Source organism: Sphingosinicella sp. (genome assembly GCF_013911755.1).
Taxonomy (GTDB): domain Bacteria; phylum Pseudomonadota; class Alphaproteobacteria; order Sphingomonadales; family Sphingomonadaceae; genus Sphingosinicella.
This window is the reverse complement of sequence record NZ_JACESP010000015.1, coordinates 60,128-76,310: the sequence shown is the minus strand read 5'-3', so window position 1 is coordinate 76,310 and position 16,183 is coordinate 60,128. Positions and strand designations below refer to the sequence as shown.

Here is a 16,183-nt window from a genome sequence, read left to right as displayed (position 1 = left end):
GGTTCCATCCGGCCCCAACAGCGTCTAGACAGCGGCGCATGTCGATCTGGGGCAAGATTCTGGGCACCGCTGTCGGTCTCGCCATCGGTGGCCCGCTGGGCGCGCTTGCGGGTCTTGCGGCCGGGCACGCGATCGATGTGGGCGCAGCGCGGCTCGGGCGCGGCGAGCGCGCGCAGGTCGCCTTCACGATCGCGGCGATCGCGCTCTCCGCCAAGATGGCCCGCGCGGACGGCTATGCCTCCGCCGACGAGTTCGCGGTGTTCGAGCGGTTGTTCCAGGTGGAAGCGGCGGAGCGCGCGAATGCCGAGCGCTTCTACAATCTTGCCAAGCGATCGACCGACGGCTTCGAAAGCTATGCGCGGCAGGTGCGGAGCATCATCGGTACGGGGTCGCCCGTGCTGGAGGATCTGATCGAGGCGCTGCTGATGATCGCGGTCGCCGACGGGGTGACGCGCGAGGAGCTTGAATACGTCGACCGCGTGCGCCGTGAGTTCGCCATCGCCGATGCCGACTTCGCGCGGATCAAGACGCGCTATGTGGCGCCGGACCCGGATGACCCCTATGTCGTGCTCGGCGTTGCGCCGGGCGCGGACCGGGAAACCGTGCGCCGCGCCTACCTTGCGCTTGTGAAACGGCACCACCCCGACCGCCACTACGCGGAAGGGACGCCCGCCGAATTCATCCGCGTCGCCGACCTGCGCATGGCGGAGATCAACGCGGCGTACCGAACGATCATGTCGTCATGAAGCCCGCGCACCTCGCCTTCATCCTGTTCATCGACCTCCTCTGGGCGATGAACGTCGTCGCGGTGAAGGAGATCATCGACGCGCTGGGCCCGATGACGGGCGTGTTCCTGCGCTATGTGATCGTCCTGCTGGTGACGTTGCCGTGGCTTCGCCTCGTGGAGGGCCGGATGCGCGACATCGTGATCGCGGGGATCGTGTCGGGCGCGATCTTCATGGGGCTCGGCGGCCTCAGCTTCGCGCTCACCGAAAACGTCGCGGCGCTTTCCATCGCGGGGCAGCTCGGCGTGCCGTTCAGCCTGATCCTCGCGGTGATCTTCCTCGGCGAGACGATCCGCTGGATCCGTATCGTCGGCACTGCGGCCTCGTTCGTCGGTATCGTCATCATGGGCTTCGACCCGGCGATATGGGACGAACGGCTCGGCGTGAGCCTGACCATCCTCGCGTCGTTCATGTGGGCGGTCGGCTCGATGTTGTTCCGCCGCCTGCAGGGCGTGAACCCGCTCACCATCCACGCATGGCTGGCGTTCGTGAGCGTGCCGCTGCTGCTCGCCGCCGCGCTGTGGTTCGAGCCCGGCGGGATCGCCCGCGCCGCGGAAGCGGACACGCACGTGTGGGGCTGGCTGATCTATGCGGCGGTCGGCTCGTCGATCGTGGGTCATGTCGGGATGAGTTGGCTGCTGCAGCGCTATCCGGTGACGACGGTGGCGCCGCTCACCTTGCCGACACCGCTGATCTCGGTGATCATCGCGATCATGGTGTATGACACGCCGATCAGTTTCGAGTTCGTGGTCGGGGCGCTCATCACCTTCGTCGGCGTCGCGGTCGTGACGTGGCGGAGCGCGACGCAGAAGGCCGATGAGGGGCTGGTGAAGGAATGGACGCGCGAGGTGAAGCGATGATCGACTGCCCTTCACCCAACCATGACGCGCGGACGCTGCCGGTTTCGATGGTGGTGCTGCACTACACGGGAATGCAGTCCGCGACGGCGGCGCTGCAGCGCCTGACCGATGCGGAGGCGAAGGTTTCGTCGCACTACATGATCGCGGAGGACGGCAACGTGCTCCGTCTCGTCGACGAGGACCGGCGTGCCTGGCACGCGGGCAAATCGTTCTGGCGCGGGATCACCGACGTGAACTCGGCGAGTATCGGCATCGAGATCGTCAATCCCGGTCACGAGCTCGGCTACCGGCCATTCCCGGAGGCGCAGATGGACGCGTTGATCCCGCTTCTCGCCGAGATCGTGAAGCGGCATGGCATCCGGCCCGGCAACGTCGTCGGCCACAGCGACATCGCGCCTGCGCGCAAGGCCGATCCCGGCGAACTTTTCGACTGGCCGCGCCTCGCCCGCCTCGGACTCGCGGCTGCGGTACCCGATGCGATCGCCGACCCCCACTGGACCGACGCGGGCATGGTCCTGGCGCTCGAGCGCTACGGCTATGACGTGAGCGACGGTCCGGCTGCGGTTGTCGCGTTCCAACGCCGGTTCCGGCCTTCAAACATTGACGGCGTGGTCGACGGTGAGACGCGCGCGATCCTGCTCGGGCTGCTGCTGAAGACGCCTCAGGAGGATTTGCGGCTCGCCTGAGCTTCGATCTGCGTTGCGCTTACCGGCAGCGGCGCGGCGGGTGGCTTGCAGCCCTTTGAGGCGCCATAGCCCTTGAGGAAACTGCGCCGCGCGACGCCGGTGATGACGGCGGCCCGGTAGCGCCGCTGGTTCTCCGCGCTGCCGGATATCTCGCGCACGATGCCGCGGAAGGGCAGGATCAGGTTGGAGAGGAAGTTGCCGGAGAGGCGCAGAACGGTATCCGCGCGCTTCTTGCCCCGGTCCTCGGCGATCTCGACATCGAGATCGGCGCCGAGAACCGCATCAAGCCTTTCCACCGCCGCGCGCACCTCCGAACATTTGCGGATGCCCTTTAGCGAATAGGGATCATCGAGGATGTCGAGCAGATCCTGCGGAATCTCGTCCTTCTTCAGATTGACGTCCTCGACCGGCTGCGCGGCGGCATCGAGCGCGCGGTTCAGCGTCGGCTTGTCTTTCTCTCCGGGCGCGGCCTGCGCGGCGGCGGGTGACGGGAAGGTCGCGAGAAGCAGCAGGGGCACGATAAAACGACGCATCGACGATTTCCTCGAACGCACGCCCCCGTGGCCCGATCTTGTCTACCAAAGCGGGCCGTCCGCCAAGCATGGACTTCGAACGCATTTGGCCATAGGCCGCGTCGGGTATGCTGTGTTGCGATTTTGCGACAAGGACGGACGCGTTGGAAACGGGGCAGAGACGGCAGGTTACGGCACTTCTCGTCGCGGGCCGGCGGCCGGGTATCGACCCGCTCGCCGCGCATTTTGGCGTCGAGGACAAGGCGCTGATCCCGGTTGCCGACGAACCGATGCTCTCTCGTGTGGCACGCGTGCTGGCGGATCATCCCGATGTTGCGCGCACCATTGTGTTGGCGCAGGCACCCGAACGGCTGCTCGCGCATCCCGGCACGGCGTGGATGGCGACGGACGCGCGGATCGGTGTGCTCGCAGGCGGGAATTCGGTAAGCGCGGCCGTGGCGGGCGCGCTCGAAGCCAGTCCTGACGGCTGGCCCTTCCTCGTCACCACGGCGGACAACGTGCTGCTGGACGCGGAAACACTGAGCGATTTCATCGCCGGGGCGGAGACACGCGGTACGGATGTCGCGGTGGGCCTCGTTTCGCGAGACGTGTTCGCACGCGCCTATCCGGATGCGCGGCGGACGTGGCTGACGTTCCGGGGCGGCGCTTATTCCGGCGCGAACCTTTTCTTTCTCGCGCGGCCGGCGGCGCTTTCCGCCGTGCGCTTCTGGGAGCGCGTGGAAAGCGAACGCAAGAAGGTGCGGGCGATCGCCCGTGCGTTCGGCCCCGGCCTCCTTGCGGGCTATCTGCTCCGCGCGATGCGCGTGGAAGGGGCGCTGGCGCGCGCCGGGGCACGGCTCGGGGTGACGGCGGCGCCGGTGCTGCTTGCGCGGCCGGAAGCCTGCATCGACGTGGACAAGGTGGAAGACCATGCCATCGCGAGCGCGATCCTTGCCGAACGCATTCCACATCCTGCCACATTTCCGGGCTAGGCGCGCGAAATGACCAAACGCGCCATCATCCTGAGTGCAGGGCAGGGCTCGCGCCTGCTGCCGCTGACCGCCGACCGGCCAAAATGCCTGATCGAATTTTCGGGACGCACGCTGCTCGACTGGCAGCTCGACATGCTGATCGCGGGCGGCATCGACGACATCACCATCGTGGTCGGCTTCAACGCGGACATGGTGGACGCCGCCATCGCGCGCCGTAGTGACCAGGGTGTTTCCGTGCGGACGCTGTTCAACCCCTTCTATCAGGTCGCGGACAATCTCGGCTCGGTGTGGCTGGCGCGCGAACTGATGGACCGGCCTTTCGTGATCCTGAACGGCGATACGCTCGTTTCGCGTGAGATCGTGGACCGCGTGCTCGCCGCGCCCGACGCGCCGATCCGCATCACGGTTGACGTGAAGGACGAATACGACCTCGACGACATGAAGGTCCGCCGCGAGGGCGAGCGGCTGCTTGACATCGGCAAGCGGCTGACGGCGGAGGAAAGCAACGCCGAATCCATCGGCTTCCTGCGGTTCAATACCGAAGGCGCGGCGCGTTTCCGCGCCGAGGTGGAACGGATGATGCATTCTCCCGAAGGCACGCGGAGCTGGTATCTGCGCGCGATCCACCACATCGCGGCGGACCCGGAATCGACGGTGCTCGTCACGTCGATCGAGGGGCTCGAATGGGGAGAGGTCGATTTCCCCGAGGATGTTCCCGTCGGGCAGAAACTCACCGCGGGCTGGCGCGGAGCGTCCTAGACACCCGGTAGATGCTGCGCGGCGACGCCCCATCCGGCGAGATCGCGGCTGCCGGCACGTTTCAGGAGTTTTTTCGCGTCCTTCACGGTGAAGGTGCCGGCCTTTTCGATGCCGTCGAGCTCTTTCCATGAGATTGGCGCAGCCACGGGGGCTCCGGGCCTTGCACGCGCGCTGTAGGGCATGATCGCGGTGGAGCCGCGCTGGTTGCGCAGCCAATCGATGAAGATGCGTCCCTTGCGTTTCGCCTTCGACATCGTGGCCGTGAACCGATCGGGTTCCAGTTCGGCGAGCGCGCGCGCGAAGCGTTCGGCGAAATCCTTCACTGCGTTCCAGTCCGCGCCGGGCGTGAGCGGCACGACGACATGGATGCCCTTGCCGCCGGTAAGCATCGGGAAGCTCGCGAGACCGATTTCGGATATATGCCTGCGCAGATCTTGCGCAGCGTTTTTCACGACGTCGAAGCCGATCGCCTCGTCCGGGTCGAGATCGAAAACCATCCGGTCAGGCCGCTCGACATCCTCGACGCGGGCGCCCCAGCCGTGGAACTCGATCGTGCCCATCTGGACGCAGGCGAGGATGCCCTGCGTGTCCTCGACATAGAGATAATCGTCCGGCTTGCCGCTCTTCTCGACGATGGGGATGTGGTGCACGGCCGGCCCGAAGCTGCCGCTGTCGTGTTTCTGGAAGAAGCACTGACGCGCACGACCCTGCGGGCAGCGGACGAGGCTTGCCGGGCGGTGCGCCAGCCACGGCAGCATGATGGCGCCGACCTGCCGATAATAATCGGCCAGCTCGCCCTTGGTGATCTTCGCTTCGGGAAAGATGACGCGGTCGGGATTTGTGATCCTTATGTCGTCATCCCTACTCCCATCGCCCTTGCTGACCGGGGCCGAGGCCAGGATTTCGGGCACGACATCATCCGGCATCTTGTCCTCCCGCAACCCGATGAAACTTGCATGGCGCAGACGATCATCGGACGTGAATTCGGCAAAGGCAATTTCGGCGACAAGTTTCGGCGTCACCCAGTTCGCGCCGCGCGCCTCTACGCGCGGAACCTCGACCGGCGGCGTCTTGCGTGCGAGGGGACGCAGCTTGCCTTCGAGCATGGCGAGCGTAGCCGTATCGAAACCCGTTCCGACCTTGCCTGCATAGGCGAGCCGGCCTGCACGGTTCTGCGCCAGCAGCAGCGATGCGAACGGCCGCGCCTTCGCGCTGCTCGTGGTCCAGCCGACGATCACGAATTCCTGACGGCGCGTGCATTTCACCTTCAGCCAGTTTTTCGTGCGCCGCCCCGCGTAGCGCGCATCGACGCGCTTGCAGATGATCCCTTCCTGCGCGGCGCCGCACATCGCTTCATAGAGCTTTTCACCGGCGCCCACGACGTGATCGGCGTAACGAATGGCGCCGTCCGCGGGCAGCAGCCCCAAAAGTCTCTGCTTGCGCGCGATATTGGGAAGGGGCGCCAGGTCTTCGCCGTCCAGTTCGAGCAGGTCGAAGCCGAACAGAACGAAGCCGTCGCTGCCCTCCGTGAGCGCCTTCTGCAACGCGCTGAAGCTGGGATTGCCGTCCCGGTCCATCACCACGATCTCGCCGTCGATCAGACACGGCGGCAGGTCGAGCGTCGCCGCAGCTTCAACGAGCGGCGCGAACCGATCCGACCAATCAAGCCCCGCGCGCGTGGAGATGCGCGCCTTATCGCCGTTTGCGGCGAGCAGGCAGCGGTAGCCGTCGAACTTGATCTCGTGCATCCACTCGGTGCCCGTGGGCACGTGATCAACGAGAGTCGCAAGCTGGGGCGGACGAAAGGCGGGCAGGCGGCCGGGCTTTGCGCTCTTGGGTTTCGCGCGCACGGTCGCGCTCCGCGCCTCGTTCATGGCGCGGGTGAAGGCCTTGCCGCGCTTGCCTTTCAGGGAGACCGCAGGCGCACCCGCCGCGATCTGCGCCATCGACCGTCCTGTCTCGACGCTTGTCAGCACCGTTTCGACAAGCTCGTCCGACCCGCCTGCGTGGGCATCGTCGATCTTCCGCAGCAGCCAGTTCTCCCGCTTCTCCCCCGCACGCGCGTTCATGCGCACGAGCAGCCATTCGCCTTTCATGCGCTTGCCATGGAGGGTGAAATGCAGGTGTCCGTCCTTGAGCGTTTGGCGGGGATCCTTCCCCGGAACGGGCTCCCACGTGCCTTCGTCCCACAGCATCACCGTGCCGCCGCCGTATTCGCCTTTGGGGATGTTGCCTTCGAAGCCGCCGTAGCTGAGCGGGTGGTCTTCCGTGCGCACCGCCAGGCGCTTGTCGTCGGGGTTGAGGCTGGGGCCGCGCGTGACCGCCCAGCTCTTGAGAACGCCGTCAAGCTCGAGACGGAAGTCGTAGTGCAGGCGGGTTGCGGCGTGCTTCTGCACCACGAAACTGTTGCCCGCCGCGCGCCCCGGCGTACCGGCGGGTTCGGGCGTCTTCTTGAAATCACGCCGGGCGTTGTAATCTTTGAGCGGGTCCCCGCGGCGTGCCATCGTCAAGCCCGCTTACGCGCCGGAGACTTGGTCGCGGGGCTTTTTTTCGGCTTGCTGGCGGTCTTGCGACTCTGCGGCTTGGCCTTGCGCGCCGGCGTATCGACCGACTTGCGGAGTGCAGCCATCAGGTCGATCACATTGCCGCCACGCGGCCGCTCTTCGTCGGCATCCTCGATGATCTTGCGGCCCCGCGAGCGCCGCTTCTTCTCGATCAGGCCTTCCAACGCCTCGATATAGCGATCCTCGAAGACCTTGGCGTCGAACGGCGCCGTTTTCTTGTCGATCAGCGTTTCGGCGAGTTCGAGCAGTTCGCTGTCGGGTTTGATGTCGTCGATGTCGCGGAAATAGGACGCGGCGCGGTTCACCTCGTCGGCATAGCGCAGCGTTTCCAGCATCAGTCCGCGCCCGCAGGGGCGGAGGCATACCGCATATTCGCGGCCGCGCATCGCGATCTGGCCGAGACCGACCTTGCGCGTGCGGCGCAGCGCTTCGCGGAGGACCACAAAAGCCTCTTCTGCGAGATCGTCTGCGGGAACGACGAAATAGGGCTTTTCGTAATAGAGGAGGTCGATCTCGGTAACGTCGACGAACTGCGTGAGCTCCAGCGTCTTGCGGCTCTCCAGCTTCACGGCGTCGATTTCGTCCTGCTCCAGCAGGACGTATTCGCCCTTGCCGATCTCATAGCCCTTGAGAATGTCCTCCGCCTTCACCGGGCCGATGCCGGGCACGACCTTTTCGTAGCGTATGGGCTTGCCCGACGGCTCGTGGATCTGGCGGAAGCTGATCTGCGCGCCGCTTTTTACAGCTGTGTAGATCTCGACGGGGATCGAAACGAGCGCCAGGCGGATCTGTCCGCGCCAATAGGGACGTGCGGCCATTCCGTGCCTCCTGCGTTTCAACCGTTTGCATAACTTGCAGGCGAGGCAGGCGGTTCCTCGGCGGTTGTCGTTTCATCGCATTCGGGGAAACCAAGACCGGACGGAGCCGTTGGAAGGAGAGTGCGACTCAGGACCCCGGAAGGATCACGCAATGGCATCACGCGAACGCTATGGCAGCGACTATGAACCCTACACCGATCGGCAGGGCCGCGGGCCCGCTCGATTTTCTGAACAACGGGATTCCGAAGATCATGAAGACGAACGGCGATACCCCGGCGCGTTCGGACCCTCGATGACCGACACCTATGAACGTGATGATCGGACCCGGAGAGACCAGCCACGCCAGCACCGGAGCAATGATCGCGGCGATGAGCGCGGCGACAGCGGCTACCGTGGACGCGGGCGCGCCGGCTGGGGCGGCCACGACCCGCACTCCAGTTATCAGGGCGCGGATCGCGGCGAAGATTATGGCCGGGCGGGTTATCGTCAGGAGAGCGGCGAGGGACGTGATAGCGGACGGCAAGCCGCCTACGACCGCGAATATGCCCGGTGGCGCCAGAATCAGATGACGCGGTTCGATCAGGATTATCAGGAGTATCTTGCCGAACGACAGGACCGCTTCAATTCCGATTTCGACGAATGGCGCAACACGCGGCAGTCGACGACAGCGACAGACACCGGCAACCCCATGATGTCTTCCGCCCAAAAGGCGGCGTCGGGAGACAGCGACAAGACGAAGACCGGCAGCTGACTGCCGCACGCGTGCCGCCGGATCACCCCGGCGGCACGCTCAGCGGCGCTTCGCCAGTTTGTCGAGAATGTCGATCAGCGTGCGTTCGGTGGCGCTGAGATATTTCGTCGCCCGCCGCGTGGGCAGTTTCATTCGCTTTCTCCGTTCCGGCGCGGCGGCGAGATCCAGAAGACCGGGATGGATATAGGCGGATCGTGCGATTGCCGGCGTGTTGCCGAGGGCGGCGCTGACCGGCTCCAGAATTTCCTTCTGCGGGATGATTTCCTCTTCACGCGCCGCGATAACGCCGAGCGCGATGACGCTCGCGCGCCACGTGCGAAAATGCTTGGCGCTGTAGTCGGCCTGGGTGGCAGCGCGGATGTAGGCGTTCACATCCTGCGAGGTAACTGGATGCACGTCGCCGGCATCATCGAGATAGGCGAACAGGCGCTGACCCGGTAGATCCTGGCACCGACGCACGGCACTGCAAAGCAGCCGATCGGCTCGGCTGAAGCTGTGGGTTTTCCCCGATTTCCCCTTGAAGCGCAGGGCAATCGTATGGCCGCTGATCGCGACGTGCCGGTTTCGTAGCGTCGTTGCGCCGTAGCTGCCATTCGTCCGCGCGTAATCGTCGTTACCGACGCGGACCTCGCCGCCGTCGAGGAGACGGACCACCGCCGCGACAGCCTTGTCGCGGCGGAGACCCCGCTTGCGAAGATCGCGCTCCACCTGTGCCCGAAGGGCGGGCAGGGCGCGGCCGAAGGCTGCGAGCGACGCGAATTTTTTCGCGTCACGATGCGCGCGGTACGCCGCATGGTAGCGATATTGTTTGCGTCCGCGCGCGTCATAGCCCGTGGCTTGCAGGTGTCCGTGCGGATCCCGGCAGAACCAGGTGCGCACGTAGGCCGGGGGCAGTGCCAGACGGTTCAGCCGATCGATCTCGTCCCGATCGGCGAGGCGCGCGCCTTCCGCATCGAAATAACCCCAGCCCCGCCCGCAGCGTCTTCGCGTGTAGCCAGGTTCCGTATCCTCAACATAGCGAAGGCCGTTCTGCATGGGAGCCACAACGCATCGCGCGCCGCTCGGCTCCCTTGCAGTTCTCCACTTCAGCCGTAGCTGACGATTTCATATTCGATGCCGTCGGGATCGAAAAAATAGAAGCGCCGGCCGGGCTCGTAGTCGTCGTGATTGAACGGCACCAGCCCGGCGGCGAACACGCGCTCTTCCGTCGCATCGAGATCGTCGACCTCGACGCCGATGTGGTTGAGCGGTCGGCCCTTCGCGAAATCCTCTTCGGTGTAGGCGGCGTTCGCGCCGGTGTAGAGCGCGATGTAATGCGTGTCCGAACCGACGTGAATCGATCGGCCACCATCGCGTGCGGGGCCTTTCCAGCGAATCTTCCAGCCGAACAGCGTTTCCATCAGTCGTGCAGTTCGCTCGGGGTCCGTGACGGTGACGTTGACGTGCTCAATTCTCGGGAAACTCATGATTTTCTCCATGGTCTGCGCGCCGGATAGCGCCAGTCCTTGCGAGTCGTACAACCTCAAGTTAACTTTAGGTCAAGCTTGATTTTCGAAGGCCCGCAGCATGGCGCAAACGACACTCACCATCGGCGAACTGGCCCAGCGCACGGGGCTGAGCGTCTCTGCGATCCGCTTCTATGAGGAGCGCGGGCTCGTGAGCCCGATCCGTACCGGCGGCAACCAGCGCCGCTTTCTCCGCTCCGACATCCGGCGGCTTTCGTTCGCGCTGATTGCGCAGCGACTGGGCTTGACGCTGGCGGAGATCGAGGCGGAACTCGCGACGCTACCGGGTGGCCGCGTGCCGACACAGGCGGACTGGACGCGGATCAGCCGGAGGATGCGCAAGGTGCTCGACACTCGGATCGCCATGCTCGAGCGCACGCGCGATCTTCTCGACGGCTGCATCGGCTGCGGGTGCCTCTCGCTGCAGCGCTGCGCGCTCTACAATCCCGGCGACCGCGCAGCCCGCGCCGGAGCAGGGCCGCGATTCCTGATGGGCGACAACGCCGAGGATTTCGCGGACTGACCCGGACCTTGAACCAAAATCGCCGGGCAGCGTTGAGAGGCTTGCGGTTGGGGGCGTGCAGCAGGAGAGACCGATGCCCCGTGGTGACAAGAGCAGCTACACCGACAAGCAGAAGCGCAAGGCCGAGCATATCGAAGAGGGCTATGAGGACCGAGGCGTCAGCAAGACGGAAGCCGAACGACGTGCCTGGGCGACCGTGAACAAGGAATCGGGTGGCGGCAAGAAATCCGGTTCGGGCCGCGGCAAGACGGAGAACCACGCCTCGTCCCGCAAAGGCGGCCGCAAAGGCGGTGCGGCATCCGCCGGACGGAGTGCAGCGGAGCGCTCGGCAGCGGCGAAGAAGGGTTGGGAAACCCGGCGCAAGCGCGGCAACAGCTAGGGTTGCTGCCTGTCCTCTCAATAATAGAACTTGAATTTAAGTTAAATTGATGTGAGCCCGTTGCCGTCACCAGTGGAGCAACGACAATGGGCATGGCTGAAGCGATCGAGGAATTGCAGGCGCGGCGCGCGCGCGCGCTGGCGATGGGCGGGGAGGACAAGGTCCGCCGGCAGCGGGATCGCGGCAAGGGCACGGCGCGCGAACGTATCGCCATGCTGCTCGATCCAGACAGCTTCCTCGAATACGGCCAGCTTGCCTCGCACGCGAGCCCGATCGGCTACGCGCAAACCGTGGACGAGGTGACCCCCGCGGACGGGGTGATCATCGGAACGGGGACGATCGACGGACGGCCCGTGTGCGTTGCGGCTGAGGATTTCACCGTGCACGGCGGCACCTATGGCCTCCACCACGGGCGGAAGAAACACCGCATCGCCGACATCGCGCTGCGCGAGCGGATGCCCATCATCTGGCTGCAGGACGGCGCGGGGGCGCGCGCGCAGGAGATGATCGGGGAGGGACTGCCGGAGGCCTCGCATCTCATCACGCTTGCGCGCCTTTCCGGCATCGCACCGCAGGTCGCGATCGTGATGGGGCCGAGCGCTGGGGATTCGGCGCTGCTCAGCAGCCTTGCCGAATTCATCATCATGGTGGAGGGCACCGCAATGCTTGCCGCCGCCGGGCCGCCAGTGGTGAAATCCGCGACCGGGCAGAGCGTGTCGCCCGAAGAGCTTGGCGGCGCGGGCGTGCATTGCCGGATCTCCGGGGTGGCCGACAATGCGGCACCAACCGAAGAGGCGGCGATCGCGATGGCGCAGCGATTCCTCTCCTATTTTCCGCGCAACGCTTACGAATATCCCGAGCGGTTGGCCTGCGATGATCCCGCCGACCGGATGGACGAACGGCTGGTGAGCCTAATCCCTGAAAACCCGCGCCTGCCGTATGACGTGAAAGACCTGATCCACAGCGTCGTCGATCGGGACAGCTTCTTCGAGATCAAGCCGGACCACGCGCGCATGATCGTGACCGGGCTTGCCCGGCTGGGCGGCCATTCGGTTGGAATTATCGCGAACCAGCCGATGGTTTCGGCGGGCGCTATCACCGCGCAGGCGGCGAACAAAGCGCGGCATTTCGTGGACCTGTGCTCGGCCTATCACATCCCGATCATCTTCCTGCAGGACGTGCCGGGCGTGATGCCGGGGCCGAAGGCGGAGCAGGAGGGGACGCTGCGCGCAGGGCTTGCGCTCAGCTATGCGATCTCATGGTCGGCGGTGCCGCGCATTACCGTCGTCATTCGCAAGGCATTCGGCTTCGGTGCGGTGGCGATGGGCGGCGCGGAGGCACAGCAGGCGATGATTCTTGCCTGGCCGACGGCGGATTTCGGTTCGCTGCCGCCCGGCGGATCGGTGCTGGCGGCGCATTCGAAGGAGATCGAGTCCGCGGAAGACCCGCAGGCGCTGATCCGCGACCTGACGGCGAACTACGCGCGCTGCGCCGGGCCATTCCACGCGGCGTCGAAGCTGAACATCGACGACGTCATTGACCCGCGCGAGACACGCCCGCGCCTGATCCGGGTGCTCGATCAGACGCTGACGCGGCGGACGGCGTCCGCGCAGCCCGCGATGCGGCACGGGGTCATGCCCTGACGGCTTGCATCTTCTGGATGAACCCGTCGACGCCGTCGCGCAGCGGATCGGCGACGGGCAGGCCGAGCCGGTCTGCTGTCCGCGCGATCCAGTCGGCGCGATCAGCCTCGCCCATCTTCGAACTGTTGATGCTGATCCCCGCGCAGGCGATGGCCGGGTTCGTCAGCCGTCCGAGCTGCGTGTAAAGCGCGATCGCTTCGGCAAGGTCGGGCATGGGAATGTGTGGGTAGCCGTAGATCGCGGCGCGCGTCGGATCGTGGCAGAGCACGAACAGGTCGGGCTGCGCGCCGTGCAGGAGGCCGAGCGTCACGCCCGCGAAGGCGGGGTGATAAAGCGAGCCCTGGCCCTCGATGATGTCCCAATGATCGGGCGCGTTCGCCGGGCTCAGCCATTCGGCTGCGCCTGCGATGAAGTCGGCGACGACGGCATCGATGGCGACGCCGTGACCGGCGATCATGATGCCGGTCTGCCCCGTTGCCCGGAAATCCGCATTGCCGCCGAGTGCCTGCCACCGCTTCGCAATGGCAAGCGCCGTGTATTTCTTGCCGAGTGCGCAGTCCGTGCCCACGGTAAGCAGTCGCTTGCCCGAGCGGGGGAGACCGGTGCCCGCGCTGAAGCTGACGGTTGGGTGACGGACGTCGAACAACGTGCGGCCAAGGCGTCGCGCGGTCGCTGCCAGCTCCGGGATGTCTGCAAGCCGCTGGTGGAGCCCGGCGACGATGTCGAGCCCGGCTTCCAGCGCGGCGATGAGCTCGGGCAGCCAGTGGGCCGGGATGGCGCCGCCGACCGGCGCAATGCCGAGAAGCAGCGCACGCGCGCCGCGCGACGCCGCGGCAGTGGGCGTGAGCCTTTCGAGTCCCAGGGTCACCGTCGCTTCCGGCATGGCATACTCGCCGATCACCGCGTCAGGCGCCCAGTCGCGCAGGCCGAATGCGGTCTTGGCATAGGTCTCGCTCCGGGTGTCACCCAGAAAGAGGAGATAGGGTGACGGCAGGTCTACCATGGGCTGTCCAGTGTCCTTCAGCGGTGCGTTTGTTGATCTTTTGGAAACGATGTTCCTTATTCGACAATAATCAACTTGAATTCAATTTCAAAATGAAGAATGATCCTGATCGTACCGACGGTGCCAGCACAGGCATACGGCGGAGCTTGGTGACGGGAATGCGTGGGCCGGAATCGGCGCGCGAGAAAAAGGGGAAACGAAATGCATGTTTTGAAGCGCGCGCTTTTGTGTTCGGCGGTTTGCGTGGGCGGTGCCGGCGTGGCCGCGCCCGCTCTGGCACAGTCCGCCGAGCTGGAAGAGATCATCGTCACCGCGCAGAAGCGGGCGGAATCGATCCAGGATGTGCCGATTTCGGTTTCCGCGCTGTCGGCGGAAGCGATCCGGGATCAGGGCATCGGCCGTATCGAGGATTTCGCGACCTCGCTACCCAGCGTCTACATCGACATGCGCGAGCTGCGCGGCACGTCGATCTCGATTCGCGGTATCGTTTCGGAAACGAACAACCCCGGCGTCGATCAGGGTGTCGGCGTTTACGTCGACGGCGTCTACATGGGCCGCCCGACGACGATCAACAACAGCCTCTATGACCTTGAACGCATCGAGGTGCTGCGCGGGCCGCAGGGCACGCTTTACGGCAAGAATACGATCGCTGGCGCGATCAACTTCATCACGAGGAAGCCTGGCGACGAACTTCGCGGCGACATCAGCGCGAGCTACGGCAATTATGAAGCCATCCGGGCAAGCGCCTCGATCAGCGGGCCGGTGGTTCCGGGCAAGTTCTATGTCGGCGTTTCGGGCGGCATCGACCGCCGCGACGGGCTGGTGAAAAACCTGCTGACCGGAACCGACCTCGACGACGTCGATTCGCTTTCGGGCCGTCTGACGGCGGTTTACAGCGAGAACGAGGATTTCGAACTCGTTGCGCGTGTCGATGCGTCGCGTGATCGGACCAATTCCGGGTCCATCGACATCACCGACAACGGCGATCTTACCGGAACACCGCTTGCGGACGCGAGCGGTTGGGACCGTCAGGTTGTGCAGAACAGGGACACGGTTCAGAACCGCGACACGTTCGGCGCCTCTGGCGAGATCAACTGGTCGCTCGGCGGCGGGAAGCTGACGAGCATCACGGCTTACCGTGAGTTCCAGTGGTATAACCTCGCGGACAATGACTACACGGCGCTCGACCTGCTCGCTTCGGGTATCAGCGAGGACCAGAACCAGTTCAGCCAGGAACTGCGTTTTGCCTCGCCTGACAGCGGCCCGCTGACGTATGTGTTCGGTGTCTATTATTTCCACCAGCGGCTTGAGACAAATTCGGCTGCGGTGATCGGCGCGGACCTCGGCATCTATCCCGAGGCCGTGACCGGAAACATTTTCGCGACCATTAAATCCGAAAGCATCGCCGGATTCGGTCAAGCCGTCTATCGCGTGACGGACCAGTTCAGCATTACTGCCGGACTGCGCTATACGTGGGAAAAGAAGGACGTCATTCACAGCCAGAACGGCGATCCGTTCGGATTGCTGCTTGCAACGATGCCGGAACGTCGGTTCGGCCGATCGGAGGATGATTTCTCTCCGTCGCTCAGCCTCAATTACAAGTGGAACGACAAGGTTCTGACCTACGCGACCGTCAGCCGGGGCTTCAAATCGGGCGGTTACAACGTGTTTTCTGTGACGCCCACGGACGATGCCGAGTATGAACCGGAATTCGTGACAAGCTATGAGATTGGCCTGAAATCCGATCTGCTCGACAACCGTCTGCGTTTCAACGCCTCGGCATATTATCTGCGTTACAAGGACCTGCAGGTGAACCAGCTCGAGCTGGTGGGCGGTCTGCCGCAATTCCAGACCTCGAACGCTGCGCGCGCGCGCAGCAAGGGTGTCGAACTCGAACTCACGGCACGGCCCGTTAACGGCTTCGACGTTACGGTGAACTACAGTTATCTCGATGCGAAGTTCCTCGATTATGCAGGCGCCACGCCGGGTGGCGACGACTTCACCGGCAACACGATGGTGAAGGCGCCGAAGCACAACATCAGCGTGGGCGCGCAATACGAGGCGCCACTTACCGACACGCTCTCGCTGACGCTGCGCGGTGATCTGACGCATCGCAGCCGGATCTTCTTCGGGCCGGACAACGACTATTCGCAAGGCGATGTGACGCTGCTCAACGGGCGTATCGGTATCGGCAGCGAACAGGGCTGGTCGCTGTTCCTGTGGGGCCGCAACCTGACGAACAAGGACTACGCGCTCTACCGCGACGATGGCGTGATTATCGGCGGGCAGGCCGTGCAGTCTCTCTCCGCGCCGCGCACGTATGGCGTTGAGGCACGCTTCAAGTTCTAGGGGCTGAACCGTCAGACCAAAAAGGAGGCCGGGGAATTGTTTCCCCGGCCTCTT

At 64.8% G+C, this 16,183-nt stretch carries 16 protein-coding genes; 10 read left to right on the top strand and 6 right to left on the bottom strand.

What is annotated here, in order from left to right; all coding sequences use genetic code 11:
* The first annotated feature begins 38 nt into the window (after positions 1-38).
* Genes H2052_RS11655 through H2052_RS11645 form a run of 3 tightly spaced genes read left to right on the top strand, consistent with a single transcriptional unit; the run spans position 39 to position 2,331 of the window.
* On the top strand, positions 39-746 hold the full coding sequence (locus tag H2052_RS11655) for a DnaJ family molecular chaperone (RefSeq protein WP_293781802.1): 708 nt from the start codon (positions 39-41) through the stop codon (positions 744-746).
* On the top strand, positions 743-1,645 hold the full coding sequence (locus H2052_RS11650) for a DMT family transporter (protein ID WP_293781800.1): 903 nt from the start codon (positions 743-745) through the stop codon (positions 1,643-1,645). Before H2052_RS11655 ends, H2052_RS11650 begins: the two co-directional genes overlap by 4 nt.
* Entirely contained in the window at positions 1,621-2,331 is a 711-nt protein-coding gene (locus tag H2052_RS11645) for an N-acetylmuramoyl-L-alanine amidase (protein WP_293781798.1), read from the top strand. The genes H2052_RS11650 and H2052_RS11645 overlap by 25 nt, the downstream gene beginning before the upstream one ends.
* Here the strand turns inward: H2052_RS11645 and H2052_RS11640 are convergent.
* The gene (locus H2052_RS11640; protein WP_293781795.1) at positions 2,307-2,864 is read right to left on the bottom strand and encodes a hypothetical protein; all 558 of its coding nucleotides are present in this window, start codon (positions 2,862-2,864) and stop codon (positions 2,307-2,309) included. The genes H2052_RS11645 and H2052_RS11640 overlap by 25 nt on opposite strands.
* Positions 2,865-3,007: 143 nt before the next feature.
* Between H2052_RS11640 and H2052_RS11635 the strand changes: the two genes are divergently transcribed.
* On the top strand, positions 3,008-3,835 hold the full coding sequence (locus H2052_RS11635) for a nucleotidyltransferase family protein (protein ID WP_293781793.1): 828 nt from the start codon (positions 3,008-3,010) through the stop codon (positions 3,833-3,835).
* A 9-nt stretch (positions 3,836-3,844) separates the two neighbouring features.
* Positions 3,845-4,594 carry a phosphocholine cytidylyltransferase family protein gene (locus H2052_RS11630; protein ID WP_293781791.1) on the top strand — a complete coding sequence of 250 codons (750 nt, stop codon included), beginning with the start codon at positions 3,845-3,847 and terminating at the stop codon, positions 4,592-4,594.
* On the opposite strand, the gene ligD is transcribed toward H2052_RS11630, so the two are convergent.
* Positions 4,591-7,098 (bottom strand): DNA ligase D, encoded by a 2,508-nt coding sequence (gene ligD / locus H2052_RS11625; protein ID WP_293781789.1) that lies wholly within the window; start codon positions 7,096-7,098, stop codon positions 4,591-4,593. The genes H2052_RS11630 and ligD overlap by 4 nt on opposite strands.
* 2 nt (positions 7,099-7,100) lie before the next feature.
* Positions 7,101-7,976, bottom strand: coding sequence for a Ku protein (locus H2052_RS11620; protein WP_293781787.1), 876 nt, complete (start codon positions 7,974-7,976; stop codon positions 7,101-7,103).
* Positions 7,977-8,127: 151 nt separating this feature from the next.
* On the opposite strand from H2052_RS11620, the gene H2052_RS11615 reads away from it, so the two are divergent.
* Positions 8,128-8,727: a hypothetical protein gene (locus tag H2052_RS11615; protein WP_293781785.1), complete on the top strand. Its 600-nt coding sequence runs from the start codon at positions 8,128-8,130 to the stop codon at positions 8,725-8,727.
* A 39-nt stretch (positions 8,728-8,766) separates the two neighbouring features.
* Here H2052_RS11615 and H2052_RS11610 read toward each other — a convergent pair whose 3' ends face one another.
* Complete coding sequence (locus H2052_RS11610; protein ID WP_293781783.1) at positions 8,767-9,762, bottom strand: DNA topoisomerase IB; 996 nt, start codon at positions 9,760-9,762, stop codon at positions 8,767-8,769.
* 50 nt (positions 9,763-9,812) lie between these two features.
* Positions 9,813-10,193 (bottom strand): VOC family protein, encoded by a 381-nt coding sequence (locus tag H2052_RS11605; RefSeq protein ID WP_293781781.1) that lies wholly within the window; start codon positions 10,191-10,193, stop codon positions 9,813-9,815.
* Positions 10,194-10,293: 100 nt separating this feature from the next.
* Here H2052_RS11605 and soxR point away from each other — a divergent pair, with 100 nt between their 5' ends.
* The 3 genes from soxR (at position 10,294) to H2052_RS11590 (ending at position 12,777) form a co-directional block, all read left to right on the top strand.
* On the top strand, positions 10,294-10,755 hold the full coding sequence (soxR, locus tag H2052_RS11600) for a redox-sensitive transcriptional activator SoxR (RefSeq protein WP_293781779.1): 462 nt from the start codon (positions 10,294-10,296) through the stop codon (positions 10,753-10,755).
* A 73-nt stretch (positions 10,756-10,828) separates the two neighbouring features.
* On the top strand, positions 10,829-11,134 hold the full coding sequence (locus tag H2052_RS11595; protein WP_293781777.1) for a plasmid stabilization protein: 306 nt from the start codon (positions 10,829-10,831) through the stop codon (positions 11,132-11,134).
* An 86-nt stretch (positions 11,135-11,220) separates the two neighbouring features.
* Positions 11,221-12,777, top strand: a complete 1,557-nt coding sequence (locus H2052_RS11590) for an acyl-CoA carboxylase subunit beta (RefSeq protein WP_293781775.1) — start codon at positions 11,221-11,223, stop codon at positions 12,775-12,777.
* Here H2052_RS11590 and H2052_RS11585 read toward each other — a convergent pair.
* Complete coding sequence (locus H2052_RS11585) at positions 12,767-13,780, bottom strand: DUF1611 domain-containing protein (RefSeq protein WP_293781773.1); 1,014 nt, start codon at positions 13,778-13,780, stop codon at positions 12,767-12,769. The genes H2052_RS11590 and H2052_RS11585 overlap by 11 nt on opposite strands.
* Before the next feature lie 201 nt (positions 13,781-13,981).
* Here H2052_RS11585 and H2052_RS11580 point away from each other — a divergent pair, with 201 nt between their 5' ends.
* Positions 13,982-16,129 carry a TonB-dependent receptor gene (locus tag H2052_RS11580; protein ID WP_293781771.1) on the top strand — a complete coding sequence of 716 codons (2,148 nt, stop codon included), beginning with the start codon at positions 13,982-13,984 and terminating at the stop codon, positions 16,127-16,129.
* The last annotated feature ends 54 nt before the right edge of the window (positions 16,130-16,183 follow it).